The sequence below is a fragment of the Pseudoprevotella muciniphila genome, assembly GCF_003265305.2.
Lineage (GTDB): Bacteria > Bacteroidota > Bacteroidia > Bacteroidales > Bacteroidaceae > Alloprevotella > Alloprevotella muciniphila.
On sequence record NZ_CP033459.1, the window covers coordinates 1602814 to 1626166 of the forward strand.

16 protein-coding genes are annotated in these 23353 nt (G+C 49.4%); 10 read left to right on the top strand and 6 right to left on the bottom strand.

The window, feature by feature from the left end:
• The first annotated feature begins 146 nt into the window (after positions 1 to 146).
• Together C7Y71_RS06495 and gyrB are read left to right on the top strand one after the other, a co-directional pair.
• Positions 147 to 2306 (top strand): protein-disulfide reductase DsbD family protein, encoded by a 2160-nt coding sequence (locus tag C7Y71_RS06495; RefSeq protein WP_111898983.1) that lies wholly within the window; start codon positions 147 to 149, stop codon positions 2304 to 2306.
• 356 nt (positions 2307 to 2662) lie between these two features.
• Positions 2663 to 4621: a DNA topoisomerase (ATP-hydrolyzing) subunit B gene (gene gyrB / locus C7Y71_RS06500; protein WP_111898982.1), complete on the top strand. Its 1959-nt coding sequence runs from the start codon at positions 2663 to 2665 to the stop codon at positions 4619 to 4621.
• Between the two features lie 429 nt (positions 4622 to 5050).
• Here gyrB and C7Y71_RS06505 read toward each other — a convergent pair whose 3' ends face one another.
• Both C7Y71_RS06505 and C7Y71_RS06510 read right to left on the bottom strand, forming a co-directional pair.
• Positions 5051 to 5746 (bottom strand): porin family protein, encoded by a 696-nt coding sequence (locus C7Y71_RS06505; RefSeq protein WP_146739465.1) that lies wholly within the window; start codon positions 5744 to 5746, stop codon positions 5051 to 5053.
• Between the two features lie 180 nt (positions 5747 to 5926).
• Positions 5927 to 7702 carry a DEAD/DEAH box helicase gene (locus C7Y71_RS06510; protein ID WP_111899053.1) on the bottom strand — a complete coding sequence of 592 codons (1776 nt, stop codon included), beginning with the start codon at positions 7700 to 7702 and terminating at the stop codon, positions 5927 to 5929.
• A 177-nt stretch (positions 7703 to 7879) separates the two neighbouring features.
• On the opposite strand from C7Y71_RS06510, the gene nadB reads away from it, so the two are divergent.
• The 8 genes from nadB (at position 7880) to C7Y71_RS06550 (ending at position 15279) form a co-directional block, all read left to right on the top strand.
• Positions 7880 to 9469, top strand: a complete 1590-nt coding sequence (nadB, locus tag C7Y71_RS06515) for an L-aspartate oxidase (RefSeq protein ID WP_111898980.1) — start codon at positions 7880 to 7882, stop codon at positions 9467 to 9469.
• A 12-nt stretch (positions 9470 to 9481) separates the two neighbouring features.
• Positions 9482 to 9979: a thiol peroxidase gene (gene tpx / locus C7Y71_RS06520; protein WP_111898979.1), complete on the top strand. Its 498-nt coding sequence runs from the start codon at positions 9482 to 9484 to the stop codon at positions 9977 to 9979.
• Positions 9980 to 10091: 112 nt separating this feature from the next.
• Complete coding sequence (locus tag C7Y71_RS06525; RefSeq protein WP_111898978.1) at positions 10092 to 10313, top strand: DUF4492 domain-containing protein; 222 nt, start codon at positions 10092 to 10094, stop codon at positions 10311 to 10313.
• A 48-nt stretch (positions 10314 to 10361) separates the two neighbouring features.
• On the top strand, positions 10362 to 11867 hold the full coding sequence (locus tag C7Y71_RS06530; protein ID WP_111898977.1) for a cytochrome ubiquinol oxidase subunit I: 1506 nt from the start codon (positions 10362 to 10364) through the stop codon (positions 11865 to 11867).
• A gap of 235 nt (positions 11868 to 12102) precedes the next feature.
• On the top strand, positions 12103 to 13248 hold the full coding sequence (gene cydB, locus C7Y71_RS06535) for a cytochrome d ubiquinol oxidase subunit II (RefSeq protein ID WP_111899052.1): 1146 nt from the start codon (positions 12103 to 12105) through the stop codon (positions 13246 to 13248).
• 352 nt (positions 13249 to 13600) lie between these two features.
• On the top strand, positions 13601 to 14116 hold the full coding sequence (locus tag C7Y71_RS06540) for an OmpH family outer membrane protein (RefSeq protein WP_111898976.1): 516 nt from the start codon (positions 13601 to 13603) through the stop codon (positions 14114 to 14116).
• Positions 14113 to 14949 carry a glutamate racemase gene (gene murI, locus C7Y71_RS06545; protein ID WP_111898975.1) on the top strand — a complete coding sequence of 279 codons (837 nt, stop codon included), beginning with the start codon at positions 14113 to 14115 and terminating at the stop codon, positions 14947 to 14949. The genes C7Y71_RS06540 and murI overlap by 4 nt, the downstream gene beginning before the upstream one ends.
• A gap of 24 nt (positions 14950 to 14973) precedes the next feature.
• On the top strand, positions 14974 to 15279 hold the full coding sequence (locus tag C7Y71_RS06550) for a hypothetical protein (RefSeq protein WP_111898974.1): 306 nt from the start codon (positions 14974 to 14976) through the stop codon (positions 15277 to 15279).
• Between the two features lie 64 nt (positions 15280 to 15343).
• Here C7Y71_RS06550 and C7Y71_RS06555 read toward each other — a convergent pair whose 3' ends face one another.
• Genes C7Y71_RS06555 through C7Y71_RS06570 form a run of 4 tightly spaced genes read right to left on the bottom strand, consistent with a single transcriptional unit; the run spans position 15344 to position 23267 of the window.
• Positions 15344 to 16027, bottom strand: a complete 684-nt coding sequence (locus C7Y71_RS06555) for a DKNYY domain-containing protein (RefSeq protein ID WP_193215860.1) — start codon at positions 16025 to 16027, stop codon at positions 15344 to 15346.
• Entirely contained in the window at positions 16024 to 17202 is a 1179-nt protein-coding gene (locus C7Y71_RS06560) for a dicarboxylate/amino acid:cation symporter (protein ID WP_111898972.1), read from the bottom strand. The genes C7Y71_RS06555 and C7Y71_RS06560 overlap by 4 nt, the downstream gene beginning before the upstream one ends.
• Positions 17203 to 17249: 47 nt before the next feature.
• Entirely contained in the window at positions 17250 to 20090 is a 2841-nt protein-coding gene (locus tag C7Y71_RS06565) for an RICIN domain-containing protein (protein ID WP_146739464.1), read from the bottom strand.
• Between the two features lie 27 nt (positions 20091 to 20117).
• Positions 20118 to 23267 (bottom strand): M60 family metallopeptidase, encoded by a 3150-nt coding sequence (locus C7Y71_RS06570; RefSeq protein WP_111898970.1) that lies wholly within the window; start codon positions 23265 to 23267, stop codon positions 20118 to 20120.
• Between the last annotated feature and the right edge of the window lie 86 nt (positions 23268 to 23353).

Consider the following 23353-nt stretch of genomic DNA (forward strand, 5'->3'; position numbering starts at 1 on the left):
ATATGATTGCGGTTATTTTCATGCAAATATAGAAAATACATACCACCCCTCAAAATCTTTGCAAAACTTATACCTTTCTATTTTGCACTTAAAGATAAATTCCGTAACTTTGCATTTCAAACTGAAAATAGTTATTCACTTAAAGCATGAGAAGATACATACTTTCGGCTTTATTCACAATTCTGGCTTTTGCAACGGCATCAGCCCAGGTCAGCAGCAAAGTTGATTACAAACGTGTAAGTCCCACCGAAATAGATGTCATCTACACCTTGACTCCGCAGCCGGGATGGCACATCTACAGCACTAATATACCCGCCGGCGGTCCCACTTCTGCAACTTTCGAAGTGGATAGTAAGAGCGGTGTGGAACTCGTAGGCGGACTCAAGGCTGGCCCCGGTGCAAAAACAGTGAACGACCCTATCTTCGAAATGCAGGTGTCTTGGTTTGAACACCCGTGCACTTTCACACAACGCCTCAAACTTACCGCAAAAGACTACAACCTAAAAGGCTATCTTCGCTATGGTGCATGCAACGACGAGAGTTGTCTGCCGCCGCAGAGTGTGAACTGCAGTGTGAGCGGAAGCGACGGACCTTCTGCTGCAGCATCTGACGCTAACGCAAAAGAGGCGGATAAAAAAAAAGCAGAAGCCGAAAACGCAAAAACTGACCCGAAAAACGCCCTGATGCCTGCTGATGCAGCAAATGCAGCACAGCAAGCCACCAACAACGACATTCCCGTAGAGACAATGGACGCCGAGGCGGCGGCTGCCCTTATCGGTATGCAACTGGCAGGCGACAGCCTGGCAGCAGACAGTCTCGCAGGCGACAGCCTCACTGTCAATGCAACAGCCACTGACGGCAACGACCATGCCAAGTGGTGGAAACCTGTCATAAACGACCTCAAAGCGCTCGATGGAGAAAACGACTATGGAAAAATGTCGCTGTGGTACATCTTCCTGCTCGGATTGCTCGGCGGACTCGTGGCACTCTTCACACCATGCGTATGGCCCATCATACCGATGACGGTGAGCTTCTTCCTCAAGCGGACCAGCGACAGGAAGAAAGGCATTAAGGATGCTGTTATCTACGGCATATCCATCGTCGTGATCTACGTTACTCTGGGCCTCGTCATCACGGCACTCTTCGGAGCAAGTGCACTGAACGACCTGTCAACGAATGCTGTCTTCAACATCATTTTCTTCCTGATGCTTGTTGTCTTTGCAGCAAGTTTCTTCGGAGGATTTGAAATCACACTGCCTTCGTCGTGGACGAACAAGGTGAACGACAAATCGGAAAAGGTAACGGGACTGCTCAGCATCTTCCTCATGGCGTTCACGCTTTCGCTTGTGTCATTCTCATGCACAGGTCCCATCATCGGATTTCTGCTTGTAGAAGTAGGCACGGCAGGCAGTTCAATACTCGCACCGACAATAGGCATGCTCGGCTTCGCCATAGCGCTCGCACTGCCTTTCACGCTCTTTGCCCTCTTCCCGTCGTGGCTCAAGAGTGCACCCAAGAGCGGAGGATGGATGAACACGGTCAAGGTAACGCTCGGCTTCCTTGAACTCGCCTTCGCACTGAAATTCCTCAGCGTGGCAGACCTCGCCTATGGGTGGCACATACTCGACCGCGAAACATTCCTCGCACTGTGGATAGTCATCTTCGGACTACTCGGCGTATATCTCCTTGGCAGACTGAAATTCCCGCACGACGACGATAACCAGCACACAAGTGTGCCGAGATTCTTCCTGGCGCTCTGCTCACTGGCTTTCGCCGTATATATGGTGCCGGGACTCTGGGGCGCACCATGTAAGGCTATCAGTGCTTTCGCACCGCCCATGTCCACACAGGACTTCGTCCTCGACAAGACACAGGTGGAAGCCAAATTCAAAAACTACGACCAGGGCATGCAATACGCCAAACAGGCAGGAAAGCCCGTGATGGTGGACTTCACAGGATTCGGCTGCGTGAACTGCCGCAAAATGGAAATGGCAGTATGGCAAGACCCGAAAGTCGTCAAACTGCTCAATGAGGACTATGTGCTCATATCGCTCTACGTGGACGACAAAACCAAACTGCCCGAGCCGCAGACACGCATGGAGAACGGACAGGAAGTAACACTGCGAACCATAGGCGACTATTGGAGTTACCTGCAGCGCACGAAGTTCGGAGCCAATGCACAACCCTTCTACGTACTGCTCGACAACGAGGGCAACCCGCTCAACGCATCGTATGCCTACGACGAAGACGTGGACAAATACGTGGAATGGCTCAACAAAGGACTGCAAAAGTATAGAAGCAAATAATAAAAACTCATAACAGAAACAAAATAACACATTTTCATATCCCCAAAACTTCTGGCAGGATTCATGCTGTGAAGCACCGGTCCCGCCGCATTCGTAAACTAACCCGCATCACAAAGGGTGAACGGCTCCTGTCAGTCTGAGAAAACTCGCAGCAGTCGGGTTACGGATGTTTTTCAAAATAACTTTGCATACAAGCCGCCGGCAATTCGTGAGAATCCCGGCGGTTTTTTCATTTTTTGAGCAAAAATAATGCAAAATACTCCTTATAAAACGCGCGCGTGCGAGAAAAAAGTTGTATCTTTGCTTGATTTTTTGACACACAGGTGTCTGTAGGAACGAAACACATATATTAACGAATGGATAATCTACAAGAGAAAGGCGGTACACAATATTCCGCATCGAACATCACAGTGCTCGAAGGACTTGAGGCTGTAAGGAAAAGACCGGCGATGTACATCGGCGACATCAGCGAAAAAGGTTTGCACCATCTGGTTTACGAGACTGTTGACAACTGTATCGACGAAGCACTTGCAGGATACTGCAAGAACATCAAGGTCGTCATCTGCAAAGACAACAGCATCATCGTGGAGGACGACGGACGTGGCATACCGGTGGACGAACACCCAAAAGAGCACCGCTCTGCACTCGAAGTGGTCATGACAGTGCTCCACGCCGGTGGTAAATTCGACAAGAATTCCTACAAGGTGAGCGGTGGTCTGCACGGTGTGGGTGTGAGTTGTGTGAACGCGCTGTCAAAGCACATGAAGTCGCAAGTGTTCCGCGACGGGAAAATATACCAGCAGGAATATGAAATAGGACGTCCGCTCTACCCCGTCAAAGTGGTGGGTGAAACAGAACAAAGAGGTACGCGACAGCATTTCTGGCCGGATGACACCATCTTCACGGTTACCACATACAAATACGACATCATAGCCAACCGTATGCGCGAACTGGCATTCCTCAATGCCGGTGTAAATATCCAACTCATTGACGAGCGTGCCGACGAGGAAGGCAACATCCGTGAAGAAACGTTCTACAGCGAGAAAGGTCTGCGTGAATTCGTGCGCTATATCGACTCCAGCCGCACACACCTCTTCAACGATGTTATCTATCTCAACACGGAAAAGAACGATATACCCATCGAAGTGGCGATTATGTACAACACGTCGTACAACGAGAATGTGCATAGTTACGTGAACGACATCAACACCATCGAGGGCGGTACACACCTCGTCGGTTTCCGTCAAGCACTCACCCGTGTGCTCAAGAAATATGCCGAAGAAACCGCGCAAAAACAGATAGAAAAAGCAAAAATAGAAATTGCTGGTGAAGACTTCCGCGAAGGTCTTACAGCCGTCATCTCCGTGAAAGTGGCAGAACCTCAGTTTGAAGGTCAGACCAAGACAAAACTCGGTAACTCTGAGGTGACAGGTGCTGTGAACCAGGCTGTGGGCGAAGCACTGACCAACTATCTGGAAGAGCACCCGAAGGAGGCAAAAATGATTGTGGACAAAGTCATCCTTGCCGCAACGGCACGCATAGCCGCCCGTAAAGCCCGCGAAAGCGTGCAGCGTAAGAGCCCGCTGGCAGGTGGCGGTATGCCGGGAAAACTCGCCGACTGTGCGTCTAAAAACCCCGAAGAATGCGAACTGTTCCTCGTGGAGGGCGATTCTGCAGGTGGTAGCGCCAAGCAAGGACGCAGCCGCCGCACACAGGCCATACTGCCCCTTCGAGGTAAGATTCTGAACGTGGAGCGCGTGATGTGGCACAAGGCTTTTGAAAGCGAAGAAGTGAACAACATCATTCAGGCACTCGGCGTGCGCTTCGGAGTGGACGAAGACTCCAAGGAAGCCAACATCGAAAAACTGCGTTACGACAAGGTAATCATCATGACCGATGCCGATGTCGATGGCGCACACATCGACACACTCATCATGACGCTCTTCTACCGCTATTTCCCGCAAATCATCGAACAAGGGCATCTCTACATAGCCAACCCGCCCCTCTATCGCTGCAAGAAGGGAAAAATTGAGGAGTATTGCTACGATGAAGCCGCAAGAATTCGTTTCATACAGGAACACGGCGACGGCACAGAATCAAGCATCGAGACACAGCGATACAAAGGTCTTGGCGAGATGAATGCAGAGCAACTCTGGGACACCACGATGAACCCCGACACACGTCTGCTCAAGCAAGTAACCATCGACAATGCAGCAGAAGCAGACTATATCTTCTCCATGCTGATGGGCGAGGATGTAGGACCGAGAAGGGAATTCATAGAAAAGAATGCCACATACGCCAATATCGACGCATAGGATTCCCCGACAAACATCATATTATACCGGTCTGATGGCCGGTATTTTTTATATTGGTGCCAGGGACTGAAAGTCTCAAAAGCGCATAGCCCAGCAGCCCTGGGTGAACATGGTCAAAAGCACTGAAGCGCAAAAGCAGATATACAAACAAAAACGATTACCCAAAATGGCTATTCGGCTCCTAATCATCGAAAAAGGCCACTTCTCTGCGAAGTGACCTTTCCACGAACATAGACATAACAATTTAATTTTCACTTAATTCTGTTTTAGAAATACCTCCCGCTGTTTCGCAACGCTGGTCTTTTCCACTCGCGCATTACTCAATGTATGGGCGGAGTGCTGTATTTCGTATGCAAAAGTACGGCGCAACTCCCTGATATGCAATACCTAAAAATAGGTATTTTATAACAGAAAGATGGATGGATTTGGTTATTTTCCAAGTTTGTAAGTCAGTGAGACAAGGGCACTTACGTTTTTCGAGCCACCGCTCTTGACATTGAGGAGTCCGAAGTCTGCCTCTGCACCAAGCGTCAAGCCATTAGCGAACTGGAAGCCTGCACCAACTTGCAGTCCTGCGTCGAAACGGTGTGCGCCTTCTATGTCAAACGTCTTTTCGGTGTAATAGAGTCGCCGTGCACCTGTGGCATCAGAGTCGCCTTTGGTCTTTTGCTTACCACCGACACCTATTGCTGCATAGGGACCTGCGCTGAGCACAATGTATTGCGAAGGAGCCGTACGGATATAATAATTCACCAGCAGAGGTATCTCAAGATAGTAGGCTGTTGACGAAACGCTTTTCACTGTTGTGTATTGCTCGCCTGTCTCAACGTTCATCATAGGTGTACCGTCTTCATTGAAGACGAGCATCGTTTCGTCCGGTTTCTTCCATCCTTTGCCGTAAAAGGAGATTTGCGGATTAAACGTCCATTTCTGATTAAATTCATACTCATACCCTACTCCTATCTTATAAGAGCCTACAACTTTACTGGGACCGTAGTGTTTTGCCAATCCGCCACCGACTTCGAATTGAAAATACTGTGCCTTGGCGGATGCTGTGGCAAGGATGATGGAAAGAAGTATGATTTTGCTGCGCATGAGTTTGTATGTATTTCTTATCTTATTCAAGTTTAGCAAGTTCCACTTGCTTGAAGTTAACGAAGTTATTGAAATTATCGCTTCGCTCGAAGTTAACGACGTTACCTTATGCTGATGCCTTTATTTATTATTTATTTATCGGTCTAAAGTATCGTCGTTAACTTCGATAACTTCAGAACTTGGATTATCTTAAAAGAATATCCTGATTAACTATTTGAAAAACTGACGCCAATCGTCCTTCTTCTCTTGCTTATTTGGCGTGGAGTCCGTATAGCCGCGTTTTTTGTTTTTTCTTTCAACCATTCCTTTACGCCTTTCGCGACGGTTACGGGGCTTCACGTCATTCTCTGCATCGGCAGGATCTGCCCAGTCCACAACCACCCGGCGGTCACCCACCTTGGCGCGTTTCATCTTCTGCATGACCAGTTCGACATCGTTTTCGGGCACTTCAAAGAAACTGCAATTCTGTGTAAGGTCTATACGTCCTACTTCTATTTTTCCTTTTACATATCGGTTGATGAGGTTGATAATCTCCCGTGCATAGAAGTTGTCGCGTTTGCCGAAATTTATAAAGAGACGCTTATAGCCTTCTTCTGCAGTATGCGATTTGCGCCTGTTTCGTTGCTCGCGGTTTTTCTGTTTGTCGCCTGTGCGTTCCGAAGGCTGTTCTATCTGCGGTGCATTGGCATAATAGGTCAGAAAACGTCCGAAAGCATTGCTGACCACCCTCTTCACGATATCTTCTTTCGAGAGCCATTCCAATTTGCGGAAGATTTCCGGTAGGAAAGGCGCTATTTCATTCTCGTTGACTTCCATCCGCTCCAACTTGTCGATGGCGTTATAGAGTTGCTTCGTACAGATTTCCTTGGGCTCCGGTAAAGTCGCTGCTTCAAACGCCTTACCTATAGTGCGCTCAATCTGCCTCACCTTCGATTTCTCGCGGGTATGAATGATACATAGGCTGGTGCCGCGCTTGCCGGCACGTCCTGTTCGTCCACTGCGATGAGTGTAGAGTTCCACATCGTCGGGCAGACCGTAGTTGATGACATGAGTAAGGTCATCCACATCGAGCCCACGCGCTGCAACGTCGGTGGCAACAAGCAACTGTGTGTTGTGCTGTCTGAATTTCTGCATCGTCAGGTCGCGCTGCTGCTGCGAGAGGTCGCCATGCAGGGATTCTGCATTATAGCCGTCGCGGATAAGCAAGTCTGCCACCTCCTGTGTTTCTAAACGCGTGCGACAGAACACAATGGCATAGATACGCGGGAAGTAATCGACGATGCGTTTCAAGGCGAGATATTTGTCCTTGGCATGCACCATGTAATAGATGTGGTTCACACTCTCTGCGCCCTCATTGCGCGACCCTACTACAATTTCCTTGTAATCGTGCAGATAATTCCTGGCTATGGCCTCTATTTCCTTACTCATCGTGGCAGAGAAGAGCAACGTGTTGCGCTCCTGGGGCACACCTTCGAGTATCTCGTCAATGTCCTCCGAGAAACCCATGTTCAGCATTTCGTCCGCTTCGTCGAGAATAACGTTTTCTACATGGCCGAGTTGAGCCACACCGCGATGCATCAGGTCGATGAGGCGACCCGGTGTAGCAACGATGACCTGCGCACCTTTTTTAAGCGAACGTATCTGTGTTTCTATATTTGCACCGCCATAGACCGCCATCACATGCAGTCCGTCTATGTAGCGCGAAAAGTCTTTCAGGTCGTTGGTAATCTGCAGGCACAGTTCGCGTGTGGGACTGAGCACTATGGCTTGTGTGTGGCGTTTTTCTGTATCTATTTTTTGCAAAATCGGCAAACCATAAGCCGCGGTCTTGCCCGTTCCCGTCTGAGCCAGGGCAATTACATCATTACCTACCCCAAGCAGATAAGGAATCACTTCTTCCTGAATGGGCATGGGCATTTCAAAACCCAACGCTTCTATGGCATGCCGAATTTCGGGACATACCCCGAGTTCTTTAAATGTCTTCATGTTGACTGCAAAGGTAAGGATTTCCTGCCGCATGGATGGGATTGATGTTTTGAAAGTTTGGCAAGAAAAGCCCGAAACGTACTTCCCTTGCATGCATAAACAGAAATTCCTGATTTATAGAGCACCGCTTTATCCGTTTTTTTGTAAGTTTGCAGGTTAGAAAGAAATATCAAGAACATGATTCGGAAATTCGATTTTTTGGTAATAGGTTCCGGTGTGGCTGGCATGAGTTATGCGCTTCAGTGCGCCGAATCAGGTAAAGGGCGGGTGGCGCTGATTTGCAAGACCACGCTCGACGAGGCGAATACCGCGAAGGCACAGGGCGGAGTGGCAAGTGTAACAAACATGGAAGTGGACGACTTCGAGAAACACATCCACGACACCATGGTGGCAGGCGACTATATCAGCGACCCTGCTGCCGTGCGGCAAGTGGTGGAGAATGCACCTGCCGGCATACAGCGACTGGTGAAATGGGGTGTGAACTTCGACCGTAATGAAGACGGCACATTCGACCTGCACCGCGAGGGCGGACACTCCGAGTTCCGGATACTCCATCATGCCGACGACACAGGATTCGAAATCCAGCGAGGACTGATGGCTGCAGTGCGCAAGCATCCGAAAATCACGGTACTGGAGCACCATTTTGCAGTGGAAATTATTACGCAGCACCATCTGGGAGTAGAAGTTACACGCCGCACGACGGACATCGAGTGTTTCGGGGCATACGTCATCGACCCGGACACAAAGAAAATCGACACCTTCCTCTCCAAGGTAACTGTGCTTGCCACAGGCGGCGTGGGTGCCGTCTATGCCTCCACCACCAATCCCAATATAGCCACGGGCGACGGCATAGCCATGGCTTATCGTGCCAAGGCGACAGTGGCTGATATGGAGTTCGTGCAGTTCCACCCCACAGCGCTTTATCATCAGGGAGAATCCCACCCCGCCTACCTCATCACCGAAGCCATGCGCGGGTATGGCGGCATACTCCGCCTGCCCAATGGCGAGGAATTCATGCAGAAATACGACAAACGCCTCTCGCTCGCTCCGCGCGACATCGTGGCACGCGCCATCGACAAGGAGATGAAGCGGCACGGTCTGGACCACGTCTGCCTCGATGTAACACATAAAGACCCTGAAGAAACAAAACACCATTTCCCAAACATCTACAAGAAGTGCCTGAGCATAGGTATCGACATCACCAAGGATTACATTCCTGTTACGCCCTGTCAGCACTATATGTGCGGCGGCATCAAGGTGGATCTCGACGGGTGCAGCAGCATCAAGCGCCTTTATGCACTCGGAGAATGTTCGTGCACAGGTCTGCACGGCGGCAACCGTCTGGCATCGAACTCGCTCATCGAAGCAGTGGTATATGCCGACAAGGCCGCTGCACACAGCATTGCCCACATCAATGAATACACCTACAACGACGAGATACCGGAATGGGACGATGCCGGCACGATGACCAACGAAGAAAAAGTACTCATTGCCCAGGACGCAAAGGAAGTGGGACAAATCATGCTTTCATACGTAGGCATCGTACGCAGCAACCTGCGTCTGCACCGAGCCTGGACACGCCTCGACTTGCTCTACGAAGAGACAGAGGAACTCTTCAAGCGCGTAAAGGCAACACGCGACATCTGCGAACTGCGCAACATGATTAACGTGGGCTACCTCATCACCCGATGGGCGCTCGAAAGGCACGAAAGCAGGGGACTGCACTACACCCTCGACTATCCCAAACACGCACTCGACCATCAATAAAACATAAAAAATATGAAAACAGCATTTTTAGGAAATCCCGTAGCCCTCAACGGCACTATGCCCGCTGCAGGCACCACAGCACCCGATTTTGAAGGTGTACGTGGCGATCTCTCAACAATAAAACTTAGCGATTACAAGGGGAAGAAAGTGGTGCTCAACATCTTCCCAAGCATGGACACAGAGGTTTGTGCTGCAAGTGTGCGTCGGTTCAACAAAGAGGCGTCGTCGCTCAACAACACGGTAGTGCTCTGCATCTCCAAGGACCTGCCCTTCGCACAAAGCCGCTTCTGCACCACGGAAGGACTGGAAAACGTGATACCGGTAAGCGCCTTCCGCAGCACCGATTTCGATGCTGCATACGGACTTTTAATCCAAAGTGCCCCGATGACAGGACTCTTGGCGCGCGCCGTGGTAGTAGTGGATGAACAAGGCACCATCGTTTACAAAGAACTCGTGCCCGAAATCACACACGAACCCGATTACGAAAAGGCTCTGGAAGCATTGAAATAAAAAAACTATTAAATAAGCCGTCAAGTATGTTGCAACTGAGTCGCAACCACCAACGACTCACTTTTTTCATCGAAAATCCGTTTTTTCGACAATTTCTTCGTATGTTTGCCACATGGGCAGAAAACCGAACGTGTTCGTCAGGATATGGAACTTCTATCTGGAGGGATTTCGTAACATGACCTGGGGCCGCACATTGTGGTTGATTATCATCATCAAGTTGTGCGTACTGTTCTTGGTTTTGCGCGTGTTCTTTTTCCAGCCGGTCCTCTCTGGTCAGAATGATGAACAGAAGGCAGAAACAGTGAGTGGAAACCTTATAGAGAAGGGAGATTAAAGTAAAAAAATAGAATAAATTCACTAACCTAAAAAACTATAAACAATTATGTTAAGCATTCTTTCAGTGGATACAACGGCGCTTATCGACTGGTCGCGGGCGCAGTTTGCCTTGACAGCAATGTATCATTGGCTCTTTGTGCCGCTCACGCTCGGACTCGCCGTGGTGATGGCTGTAATGGAGACGATGTACGTTGTGAAAAAGGATGAATTCTGGAAACGCACGGCAAAGTTCTGGATGAAAATTTTCGGAATAAACTTTGCCATCGGCGTGGCTACGGGTATCATCCTCGAATTTGAATTCGGCACGAACTGGAGCAACTATTCATGGTTCGTGGGCGACATTTTCGGTGCACCGCTTGCCATAGAAGGCATTTTGGCGTTCTTTATGGAGGCCACGTTCATTGCCGTGATGTTCTTCGGCTGGAACAAGGTGGGCAAGAAATTCCATTTGGCTTCCACCTGGCTCACAGGTATCGGTGCCACACTCTCTGCCTGGTGGATTCTCGTTGCTAACAGTTGGATGCAGCATCCCGTTGGCATGGAATTCAATCCTGCCACAGCGCGCAACGAAATGATGGACTTCTTCGCAGTGGCTTTTCAAGGTATGGCGGTAACAAAGTTCTTCCATAGCGTCCTCAGCGGTTGGATGACAGGCGGCATTGTCGTCATAGGAATCAGTTGCTGGTACCTGCTCCGCAAGCGTGAAACGCGTTTCGCACTGAAGAGCATCAAGGTGGGCGCCATCGTTACGATCATCGGTACGTTTGGCGTGATGGCTACGGGAGACCGCAGTGGTGTGGAAGCCGCAAAATACCAACCTATGAAGTTGGCTGCCGCAGAAGGCCTGGAACATGGGGGTAACGGAGCACCATTCAGTATTGTGCCCGGCGTGGAAGTACCGAAAGTGCTCTCTTTCTTAGCCACACACGATTTTGACGGCTATGTGCCTGGTATAGAAGACATTAAGAATGGCTATACAAAACCTGACGGCACAACGGAACTCCCCGTGGCAGAAAAAATCACCAAAGGAAAAGAAGCGCTTGCTGCATTTAAGGAGTATAGACAGATGATGAAGACCGACACGGCTGCCGCAGCCGCAGCAAAGGCAAAACTCGATGCCAACGTGAAATACTTCGGATATGGTTATCTCGACACACCGGAAGATGTGGTTCCACCTATCGGCATAGTATATTGGTCTTTCCGACTGATGGTGGGCCTTGGGGGCATATTGTTGCTCATCGTAGCGCTGTTTATATGGTATGGCAAGAAGAATACAATAGAAAAGAAACGCTGGCTGTTGCACCTCGGTCTGTGGTCCATACCCATGGTCTATATTGCAGGACAGGCTGGCTGGATTGTGGCTGAAGTGGGCAGACAACCTTGGGCAATACAGGATTTGCTGCCTTTGAATGCAGGAGTGAGCAGCCTCAGCGTGTCGTCTGTCGTAATAACATTCTTCCTTTTCCTCATACTCTTTACGGTTATGCTTGCTGTGGAATTGCGCATCTTGTGCAATGCCATCAGGAAAGGTCCTGAAGGAGAAGAACTATAATGATTACCGAAGTTCAAACCCTTAAAGGTATGTTCTGTTAATTATGTTGAGACGTTTTATAGATTTGTTTTCAATAGATTGCTTTTTTGAATGAGGGAGCGTAGCGGGCTACGTGACCGAGTGAAAAAGAGCAAGATACGGAAACAAAACATAAAACGACCAATATGGAACATATCTAAGGCCTATAAACAAATGTCAGAATTAACAGAACATACCTAAAACAGAAACGATTATGATAACATATTCTTTTTTACAGCATTATTGGTGGTTCCTTATCGCCCTGCTTGGCGGATTGCTCGTGTTCCTGCTGTTCGTGCAGGGTGCCAACTCGCTCGTGTTCCGCATGGGGCGCGATGAGTCGGAACGCGAACTGATCATCAATTCCACAGGACGCAAGTGGGAGTTCACATTTACCACGCTCGTTACGTTCGGCGGTGCATTCTTCGCATCTTTCCCTTTGTTCTACAGTACGAGTTTCGGTGGAGCCTACTGGGTATGGATGCTTATCCTCGTCAGTTTTGTGCTTCAGGCTGTGTCCTACGAATACCAGGCGAAGAAGGGCAATGTGCTCGGCAAACAGACTTTCCGCTGGTTCCTGGTATTCAACGGCGTGTTCGGACCGTTCCTGCTCGGAGCAGCAGTAGCCACATTCTTTACCGGAAGTGCCTTCACCGTGGACCATGCAGCGATGGGAGAAACACAACTGTCGCCCGTAGTGAGCCAATGGGCATCACCATGGCACGGACTTGAAGCATTGGCGAATCCATGGAACTGGGTGCTGGGCTTTGCAGTACTCTTCCTCGCACGCATGAATGGCACGATGTATATGCTCAACAATATCAACGACGATGCACTGCGTCCCCGTCTGCGCCGACAGATTCTCGTGGATGCCGTACCTTTCCTGCTGTTCTTCCTCGCCTTTGTGGGCTATCTGCTCACGGCAGACGGCTTCGCAGTTGACGAACAGGGAGCGGTAACACTGGTGTCCGGCAAATACCTGCTGAACTTCCTCGACATGCCGCTCGTACTGGTGGTATTCCTCGTCGGTGTGGTGCTGGTCCTCTCGGGCATCACCATCCCGCTGCGCTGGAAAGAGTCGCGCAAAGGCATCTGGTTCACCGGCACAGGCACAGTACTCGCTGTATTGGCTCTCTTCCTCGTTGCAGGCTATAACGGCACGAGTTACTACCCCTCCACCGCCGACCTGCAGAGTTCACTCACCATCGAGAACAGTTGCTCAAGCGAGTTCACACTCTACACCATGGCTATCGTGAGCCTCCTCATCCCCTTCGTCCTCGCCTACATCTTCTACTGCTGGCGAGCCATCGACAAGAAAGAACTCGACAAGGAAGAACTTGCCACAGAGGAACATAAGTATTGATAAAACCAGCATATTCATAAACAAACTCGGGCGAAGTGCAAAACAAGGCACTCCGCCCGAGTTGTTTGAGCAGAGCCTACGACGGCTTACTTCTGTGGGAAGATGAGAAAAGATGAGGTTATAGCGAAGAAGATACTCTCTAAATTAGCCTTGTATCAACAGAAAAAACTCTTGCGAAATTTTTCGTTGCGAAATTTTTCGCATTGGGGCTCAGGTTTATTTTAGGGGCTGTGGCATCTGTCCGCTTTCTTTTACTACCAAAAATTTGGCATTTCCTGCAAGTTGGCGTAATTTTGCACCAGAATGAACCCCGACGGTTATACTGACCGGTTCGGGCTAAAAAGTCTTGAATATGAAGAAGTTGTTATTGAGTATATGTCTGCTGTGTCTGTCGCTGACGGCTATGGCGCAGGCGCAGACCAAATATGGCTATCTGAGTTACAATGCCCTGCTCCGTGCCATGCCGGAATACAAAGAGATGCGGCTGTATATGGACACGCTGCGGATGAAGTATGAGAAGGAGGCGCAGTATAATCAGCAGGAATTTGAGAAGATGTTTGGCGACTACCTGCAAGGACAGAAGGATTTCCCAAAAAATATCCTTGAGAAGCGCCAGCGCGATCTGCAGGAGGCTATGGAAAAGAACCTTGCCTTCCGCCACGATGCCGACAGTTTGCTAAAGGCAGCAGAGGAGGAAATGACCGAGCCCATACGCAAGAAACTGAATGCCGCCATACACGACGTGGGCATAGAGCGCGGCTACGAATGTATCATCAACACGGACATCAATGTCTATCCCTTCGTCCATCAGGCAGTGAGCGAGGATGCCACGCCGTTTGTGGAAGAAAAAATCATGCCTAAGAAATGACAGCACAACCGAGCGGTAAAATAGGAATCTTCGATTCGGGCTATGGCGGACTGACCATATTGCGCCAAATCAGGCAGCACATTCCCCAATACGACTTCCTGTATCTGGGCGACAATGCACGTGCACCTTACGGACCGCGATCGTTCGAGGTGGTGTACAACTATACACTCCAAGCCGTAGAGGCACTGTTCGAGCGTGGTTGCGAACTGGTCATCCTCGCCTGCAACACGGCATCTGCCAAGGCATTGCGCACCATTCAGAAGAACGACCTCAAAAGGTTGAGCAGCAGCAAGCGCGTGCTCGGTGTAATCCGACCCACAGTGGAATGTCTCGGCGAAATCACAAGAAGCCGGCACGTCGGACTGCTTGCCACACCAGGAACTGTCAATTCCCATTCCTACGAACTGGAAATCAAAAAGTTATATCCCGACATCCACCTCACGAGCGTGGCTTGCCCCATGTGGGTGGCACTCGTGGAATATGGCGAGTTCGATTCCCCCGGTGCCGACTACTTTATCAATAAGCGCATCGATACCATCATGCAGAAAGACCCCGAAGTGGACACACTCATTCTGGGTTGTACACACTTCCCGCTCCTTATGGAAAAAATCACGAAATACACACCGCCCGGTGTACGCCTCGTGTCACAAGGAGAATATGTGGCAAAAAGTCTCGTAGATTATCTGCAAAACCATCCTGAAATTGACAACCGCTGCACCAAGAACGGGTCATACAATTTCCTGACTACGGAAAATGCTGAAAGTTTCTGCCAGACTGCCAACATCTTCCTGTGGGAAAAGATTTCATGCGTTGAAAAAATAGAATTGTCTTAAGTCAGACACACAAAAGAAATAAAAATGAAAAAATATTTTATTCTTTTAGCCGCACTTGCAGTCACACTTTCTGCCTGCAAAGGCAAACCCACCGACATGTCAAAAGAAGGCATCGAAGAGGACTCGCTCCTCTATTCTGAAGATGCCGAAAAGCGCTTCCTGGAAGAGACGGGCGAAATCACCACTGAACCCCAGAATTACGACATGGAGGGAGAAGGCGAGGACACTTCCACCAACCAAGGGTATATCGACGGCGATGACTTCGGCTCAAAAGAAGGCCATACGCTTCCCGATGAGGTACCCGCACCCACACCGGCTGAAAAGCCTTGAGGCATCACCGCCACTACTCTTTTTCTCCCCTTTTATGGGGTGCTCTGTAAATTAGGACTAAATTCTATATTTTAGAACACCCTTTATATCTCGCATTTTTGTCCATGCCGCTTCCGTCAGAGCCTACAGCCCTGAACGTAGCAGCATCGGCACCTTCCACCAGTTTCCCATAGTACCACACATGACGGTTGTCCTTGGCATAGCCGCCATCCATTATGGTGTAAGTTGAGGGGTCGGCACCGTCGAGCGGCTTGCCGAAATAATAGACATGCATACGGTCTTTCGCCTCGTAGGGTTTGATGACCTGGAATGTGCCGACATCAGCACCGCTGATGGTCATGTTGTCAAAATAGACATTTTGCCTATCCTTTGCCCAAAGGTGGCTGTCGTCCATACGCAGGACCTGAAACGTGCCCATATCTGCCACATGGAGCGCCTCGCCTTTATAGTAATAGTCCTTGCTGTCAGCACAGAGGGGCTTTTTCTTTGCCTTCAGCGTTGCAGGGTCAGCACCTTCCACGAGTTTGTCCTCATAATAGACATGGTTCTTGTCGCGACCGAGCCAACTATTTACCTTTCTGAAAGACGAGGCATCGACATCAGGCAACTCATGGCGCACAGTACCAAAACTGAATGTCCAGTAACTGTGGTACACATTACTGCCGTCGTTAACGTATTTCGGACCGCTGCAACCTGTCGTCAAGGCGGCCGCCAGCAGCACGACTATGAGTTTCAGACCTTTCTTCATGGCTGATGTTCGTTTGATATATTCTGTTTGAAAATGCTGTCCATTATTACTGCAATGGCACCGTCGCCCGTAACGTTGCATGCCGTTCCGAAACTGTCCATCGCGATGTAGAGGGCTATCATCAGCGCCTGTTCCTGTTCTCCGAATCCCAATATGCTGCCCAACACCCCAAGTGCTGCCATTATGGCTCCGCCCGGCACTCCCGGTGCTGCCACCATGACAATGCCCAGCATCAGGATAAAACCTATAAAGAGTGGCATGCTGTACGGCATGCCCTGCATGATCATCAGCGCCAGCGCGCATGCCACGATTTTCAAGGTGCTGCCGCTCAGGTGGATGGTGGCACATAATGGTATTACAAATCCGGCTATGCCATGGCTTACACCGTTTTTCATGGTCTGTTTCAGGGTAACCGGAATCGTAGCAGCCGACGAAGACGTTCCCAGCGCCGTGAAATAGGCAGACATCATATTCCAGAGCAAACGGAAAGGATTCTTTCTGCTGATGAGTCCTGCTATTGTGAATTGCAGGATGAGCAGCAGAATATGAAGTCCGAAAATTACCCCGATGATACTGACGAAGGTGGTGAGCACGTGTGCCACTTGTCCCGTAAATGTCATATCGAGGAATATGCCGAAAATGTAAATCGGCAATAGCGGGATAATAGCAGATTCTATCGTCTTGGAAACGATGTCCTTAAACTCATCGCACAACATCTTGAGGCGTTCCTTTCTCAAGGAGGCAATGCCCAACCCAACGGTGAACGCCAGCACCAAAGCCGTCATAACGCCCATAAGTGGCGGAATTTCTACCTTGAAATAAGGCTCTGAAGCCTGAGTCTGCGCTATTTGAACAACAGAAGCCGTATCTAAGAGGTGAGGAAATATTGCCACACCTGTGAAATACGAAAGACAGCCTGCAAAAACGGTATCACCGTATGCTATCAGGGTTGTAATGACTAACAACTTGCCCGCATGCTTGCCTATTTCTGCTATGGCGGGTGTTACTAACCCTGCTATGATGATTGGGATAAGAAATTGCAAAAACTGACTGAAAAGGGCATTGAAGGTAATGAAAACCCTTACCACAGGGGCTGTGGCAAAATGTCCTGTCAGCACACCAAGCGATATGGCTATGATGACGCGGACTAACAAGGGTACTTTTATCTTCTTCATATCAACTTTTGCGCACTTTCGGTTGCTTTCCCGTGGTCAACAGACCATCAGTTCACGATTTTCTTACCACCCACGATATAGATGCCGCCTTTCTGCATCTTTGTTACACGGCGGCCCTGCAGGTCGAAGATTTCACTGCCGCGCTGTGTCTTGCCTTCAGTGGCGGCATTGATGTCAGTTGTGGTGCCTTCTTCTCCTACTGACAACAATAACCGCGAAACGCCTGCCGCTGCCAGAACCTCTGCCGACAGATAGGCCTTGAAGGGCGCAAGTTGGTCTGCCGTATATTTATAGAAGCCAGGAGTGTTGTTGTCGTTGTCCCAAACCACATATACATTGTTGGCGCCTACGGTTGTCAGCATGTCAGGAGTACCCTGAAGCAAGTTTGCTGCAGGTGCTGTGCCTTCGGTATCCGTAGCATTCAGCGTGAAGTCTCCGCCGCCCTTGGCATAAAGCACTACAGGGGTCGCTGCAGGCACCACCCCGCTTATTGCCGAGAGTGTGGCAATTCCGTCTTCTGATGTTGGTGGTGTAGCACTTTCGATGGCAAATACTTGCAAGCCACTTGAAGGAAGCGCATTGAACGGCAGGCAGGTCGTGGCAAAGCCTGAAGCAGAAACTGTTACGGGGAACTCATCCACCGGCAATATCTGCCAGCGGTCACTGGCATCGGCACCGGTCCAACCTGTCAATATGTTCGTTGCTGCCTTATAGTTCAGATAACTGCGGTTTGCTGTACTGGCATTCTGATCATGCAATAGCCATTGTGAGAGCGTTGTGCCGTAGTTTGTTATTAAATATGGATGTGTCGGGGCTGATGTCGTCAAATATATTTTGCCACCACTTGATGCGTCCAGGTATCCTCCTGCATAAGGACTTAACAGATAGTATTCTCCGCTGTTGCCGAGTTGCAAAATGCGCCAGTACTGGTTGGTGTTTGCCATATCTTTTGCCACACCGACAACTTGCGAAGCGCCTGTTCCCGATGGCCTGATTGATTTTCCGGAAGTGCCCACGGAGGCTATGACGTAGAGCCGGTCGTTGCGCAGTGTTACACGTTCGGCATTGTTCATGAAGTTGTTGTAAGCGGTCTGCAGGTTGCTGAACGTTGTTGCCGTTGGCGATGCTGTGGTGTATCCCGATGCCGCTGCAGTCAGAGTAGATGTGTAGTTGTTCTCCTTGAACATACCCACATAGTTTCCCATTTCGTTAGCATATAGTTCGGCATTCGTTTTCATCGTTTCACCAGCGGGTTCTATCGCAACATTTTTGTATGAAGAACTCTTATACAGGCTTACTTTTCCCTGTCCGTCGTTGCAGAGATAGAAGCCGTCTTCGGCAGTAGTGAGATAACAAGCACTTCCATTCTGCGAGACCACCCAGAGGTTTTCTTCATTGCCTGTGTAAGGCACATCGCCATTGACGAGGTTGGCTGTATAGGTCAAAGGCTGAACTGCCGCACCCGCCTTCTTGTTATACAGCACATATCCTGTGACGTTGTTACCGTCGAAGCACCATAAGTCGGCATCATTAAACGTTGCTTGCGCAGTACGGTTCAGTGTGTAGTAACGCGCTGTCTTCTCGTCATAGCACAGGAGTTTCCCGTTCACATAAATGCGGTACCACGTGGCATTGTCGGCAAAAGTGCCGTTGCTGACCGTTGTGGGAGTAACCAACGCTGCTGCATTGCTCGTATAGAGTGCTTTTACTGCCACTGATGATGTGTATGTATTACTGCTACTCACCGTTGCGCCTGTGGCAAGGTTTGTCATCGACGAAAGTGTTGCTCCGCTGAATGTGGGTGCAGAATAGGTATTGCTGTTGTTGAAAAGCACCTGTGCGCCCAGACTCTTTTCATTGGTGCCGTCTGTAAGATAACAGTCATAGACAGCACTATATACCGTACTTGAAGCAGTTATGGTTACGGGAATAAACTTATACAACGAATTTTCTTCAGAAGAACTCCAACCCACAGGCTTGTCGGGATTGGCATTGAGGTAGGTGCCGGATGTGGTGCTGTAGAGGTTGAAGCAATTTGCCGTTCCGGAACTGGCAGTAATGGTGAACGACCCTTCATTAGTACTGCTCGTATTCACTATAGTTCCATTCTGCAACGTGTAGATGTAATTGCCGGCACCCGACCTGAACGTATAGTTCGTACCATCTGTGCTGACAGTAAATACATACTTCATGGCATCGATATCATTCGTAGATGGTGTACTGCCAAAATAGAGATAACTGCCGTTGTCATAGGTGTATTTACCCTTGCCGTTGCTGTAGAGCAGAACTGTCGAACCGTCGGTGAGGGCAGACAGGTCGCTGATGGCACTGCCTATACTCGATATGACATTAACGGTTTCTCCGCCTGATTCATAGACGTACACTTTTGCGGCTACTGCATTTTGCTGTGCTGCTGTCAACGCTCCGCCTTCCGTGAAACTAAAGGCGGGTACCTCATAGTTGGCGATGGAGTTGGTCAGCAACACGGCATTTGCACCTGCCGCAGCATTCTGACCGATTACGTAACTTGCACTGTAGGCATACCACTCGCCCGCCGTTTCGCCCGGCAACAGAAAGACGGGCACTGCATCGCTCTGCAAAGGACAGGTCGATCCATTCGCTGTCATAAACTTACCGGTCGAGAGGTTATAGAAATAGTAGTTCCCGCTATTGGTTGATTTATATACAGCCCACTGGTGAGTGGTGCCGGAAGAGGCGGTGCCCATGGTGTACGAAGTGCTGCTGTTGGCATAGACATATTGATTGTCCGAAGCCTGCTGTATGTAGTAGTACTTCGTGTTGTCCAGTTCATCGAGCGAAGTTATGCCGTTAGCCATCCCCGCCAGAGAGATGAGCAGACTTACTATTGATAATAATATTCTTTTCATGATTTTCTTTGTTTACGGGGATTGCTGTCAGGGTTGATAAATGATTTCAGTAGAGTCGTCGTACCCCACAGCGCGGAGGTATGCCGGTGTTTCTGTGTCGCCGGAAAGTTTCCAGATGGCGTAGGTATAACGGTCGCTCGCCACGGCATCACCCAGTCCGAATGTTGTGGCGTGCAACACATTTCCTTCAGCATCGCAAGCCTCATAGCCTACGGCACCTTCCCAAACGTAATTGTCCACCTTGATGACACTGTGACCGTTGAGCGTCGTGGCAGTGCAGCCGGTGTTTACGGGGAGTTGGTTCGGGTTGATGACTACCTTGTCGCGGAAGCGCTTGTAATTGTAGTTGTTCATAAATACGAGCGAGGACGGCACTTTTTCATAATTGTATGCCTCTATCGTTGCCCTTACCTGATTGAGTTGCGACTGTGTGATGGTCATATAGCCGGAACTGTAGTCGTCGATGAACACGTTGTCAAGCGGTTCGAACATGTTGGCTTTCTCGAAGAACGGTATGAAGTTGAGTTGCGCCTGCTCACAGATAACACGGAAAAAGTTGAGTCGCTTCTCAGCAGCACTCAGCGCGTTGTATGTGGAGTAGTTCTGGCGCATATCCGTGTACATGCCCGGGAATGCGTCAGGAGCATACCCTGCGGCATCGCCCATGGTATAAAGAATCATTTGCCAAAGCGGAACGAGTGCCACGAAGTGGTCCGTATTGGCATTATTGTATTCCGTTTCGTTCTGCCAGTGATAGTTCTCTCCTGCCGCAGTGTGATACGCTTCGCTGTAGAGTGTCTTTACCGTCTTCGTTACGTCCATGTCCACGAAGTTCTGAATGCGACCGCCGCGCACTGAACCCACAGAACAGTTGATATATTCGTCCTCCAGACGGAAGGGCTGGTCCCTATTTTTCGGCAAGGCATATTGCACCCATGCCGAGCAGACATTGTTCGATACCTCCGTCATACCCGTCCAGGTGAAAGGACTGATCTGATTGTTGTGTCCCAACTCGTGGGCTATACCCCATGTAGGCAGGAAGACGGGTACTACCCATGCGCCGAAACCGCCCCAGTTCAGATAAGCACCTTCGCCACCGGCAAAGATACCGCTCGCAGCAGGACGACACACCTGATGGTTAGTGCTCACGTCAACACCTTGCTTGTAGTAGCCCAGAATTTCCCATTCACGATAGACTATACTGTCAAGTTTCTCTGCCAACTCGCTGCCGCGGGCAGGACACTGTGCTTTCAGTGCATACAGTGGTGCAAGCATGTGCATACGCGGTGTTACGATGTCGATGACTTCGCTCTTGGCATTGGCAAGGAGTTTTTTCCATTTTTCGTTGCTGTCGCTCTTTGCAGGGTCGTTGGGATAGGCAGGGTCGTACTTGAAATAGCCGTTCTGCTGACCATAGATTATATGCAGACCTACTGCAGGAGCATTCTTATAGTTATCAGAATAGTAGTCTATGTACACATTGCCTGCAACACTTGAAGTGAAGGTGTTTACACCATTTTTCAGTTGGATGTTTGATGTAGCACTACCTCCCGGATGACTGCCATCCAGCTGCAATACCTTTACCATTACAGGATAACTGCTACTGATGTTTTCTGCAAGAATTACCACTGTCTCGCCCTCGTCCATATAAATACCCGTGCTGTTTTCGTAGCGGTCGTACTGATGGGAGTTGTGCAACTCACTTTGCAGGTTGCTCAGGCTTCGGTGGCAGATGTAGTTGCCCACACGATACTCCGTGTCATAGTTGTTGTTCAGAATGTCGGTAGCCAGGCGCTTGGCAACGACATCTGTTGCTGCAGCAATTTCTGTCGCTCCTATGCCGCTTTTAAGTTGTGTACAAAGATTGTCTTTGAACAAGGTTGTATAGTCGCTTAAAACCTTTCCTTCATTAGGTTTTAAAAATTTCACTTCTGCTATCGAACAGAATGAACTGCTGTAAGAAGATTTTATCTTCAGAAGCACGGTACGCACCCCTCTGTATGTTTGTCCGAAATCATAAGTCTGTTCGTTCACATTATCTGCAAAGACGGTCGTACCTATTTTTGTATAACCTGAAGTGTTCAGGTTTGTCCTCGCTGAGGTGGAATACCACACTTCCACTTCTTTGAGGTGTCCGTTGGTGTTGTTGACGTAGCGCCCTTGATAGAGCATCTTATAAATGTCCGTTGCCTCTTCAAAGGTGAACAGCACATAAGTGGGGAAAGTGGTGGCAGAAGTCCATTTGCTGTGCCATACCGTACTGCCGTTGCCATCGAATGCTTGTGTTATAGGGTCGCCGCTTTCTGTACTCGCTGCCAATCCTGAAGCGATATTGACTTGATAATCGCCATAGTCGGCTGCCACATTGCTTTCCTGTACGATGTACACGTGCGAAGCGTTACTGGTTACTTTGTTGAACTTCAACTCAGCGGCACATACCCAGTTGCCCCACATGGATGTTACCACTGCCTTTATGCGCTTTGCAGAAACGGTGGAAGGGAAGTCGTATGTCTGGGATGATGTGAACTGCTCGGCAAGTTGGGTACTGCCTATCACCTGCCAGTCATCACCGCTTGCCGCCGCACTGTAATAGAACGTGATATCCTTAGGATTGCGCTGATATTCAATGGCTCTCGGAATATACACGAACTGATTGACTTGTGAAAGGTCGGTCAGTGTGAATTCCCACGTTATGGGCATCGACGTTGAGCCGCTCTGCCAGGGGCTGTGATAGTAGGTGCTTGTATTGCCGTCGATGGCAGCCGACGCAAAACCACTGACAGTGCCTTCGCCAGTAGTTTCCTCCTGATTGGCTGTAAGACTACTGATCTGGACACTGCTGGATGAAGTACTGGCTGCAAGGTCGTCATTTGTAAATGTCAATGTTGCTATGCGCTGCGAGCCGGTATTGTTCCTCGCTACATTGACATTCACACCACCTGTGGTTTTCTTAATGGTCGCCCAGTCTGTGTTGCTGCTCACAGAGTAGTTCGGTGTGCCTGCCACTCCGATGAAATCTGTCGTTCCGTCAACGCCTGCTGTGCGTGTTGCAGCGGAAGCCACGAACAGCGGAGCGTTTGCCGAAGGCAAGACAGTCTGTGCACAAACCGGCAGAATGCTGAAAATCAAGATTATGCCGATGACATATAAACTCCTTAATGCTGAATTCTTACTCATAATAGTTATGTTGTTTTCTATGGTATTATTTCAAAAGTACATGCTGAAAACCATAATATAAATACATAAAGCCTTCAAGTATGTCG

Coding starts and splice junctions, on each gene's coding strand:
- C7Y71_RS06495 (WP_111898983.1), top strand. CDS start 147: ATGAGAAGATACATACTTTCGGCTTTATTCACAATTCTGGCTTTTGCA.
- gyrB (WP_111898982.1), top strand. CDS start 2,663: ATGGATAATCTACAAGAGAAAGGCGGTACACAATATTCCGCATCGAAC.
- C7Y71_RS06510 (WP_111899053.1), bottom strand. CDS start 7,702: ATGAAGACATTTAAAGAACTCGGGGTATGTCCCGAAATTCGGCATGCC.
- nadB (WP_111898980.1), top strand. CDS start 7,880: ATGATTCGGAAATTCGATTTTTTGGTAATAGGTTCCGGTGTGGCTGGC.
- tpx (WP_111898979.1), top strand. CDS start 9,482: ATGAAAACAGCATTTTTAGGAAATCCCGTAGCCCTCAACGGCACTATG.
- C7Y71_RS06525 (WP_111898978.1), top strand. CDS start 10,092: ATGGGCAGAAAACCGAACGTGTTCGTCAGGATATGGAACTTCTATCTG.
- C7Y71_RS06530 (WP_111898977.1), top strand. CDS start 10,362: ATGTTAAGCATTCTTTCAGTGGATACAACGGCGCTTATCGACTGGTCG.
- C7Y71_RS06540 (WP_111898976.1), top strand. CDS start 13,601: ATGAAGAAGTTGTTATTGAGTATATGTCTGCTGTGTCTGTCGCTGACG.
- murI (WP_111898975.1), top strand. CDS start 14,113: ATGACAGCACAACCGAGCGGTAAAATAGGAATCTTCGATTCGGGCTAT.
- C7Y71_RS06550 (WP_111898974.1), top strand. CDS start 14,974: ATGAAAAAATATTTTATTCTTTTAGCCGCACTTGCAGTCACACTTTCT.
- C7Y71_RS06555 (WP_193215860.1), bottom strand. CDS start 16,027: ATGAAGAAAGGTCTGAAACTCATAGTCGTGCTGCTGGCGGCCGCCTTG.
- C7Y71_RS06560 (WP_111898972.1), bottom strand. CDS start 17,202: ATGAAGAAGATAAAAGTACCCTTGTTAGTCCGCGTCATCATAGCCATA.
- C7Y71_RS06565 (WP_146739464.1), bottom strand. CDS start 20,090: ATGAAAAGAATATTATTATCAATAGTAAGTCTGCTCATCTCTCTGGCG.
- C7Y71_RS06570 (WP_111898970.1), bottom strand. CDS start 23,267: ATGAGTAAGAATTCAGCATTAAGGAGTTTATATGTCATCGGCATAATC.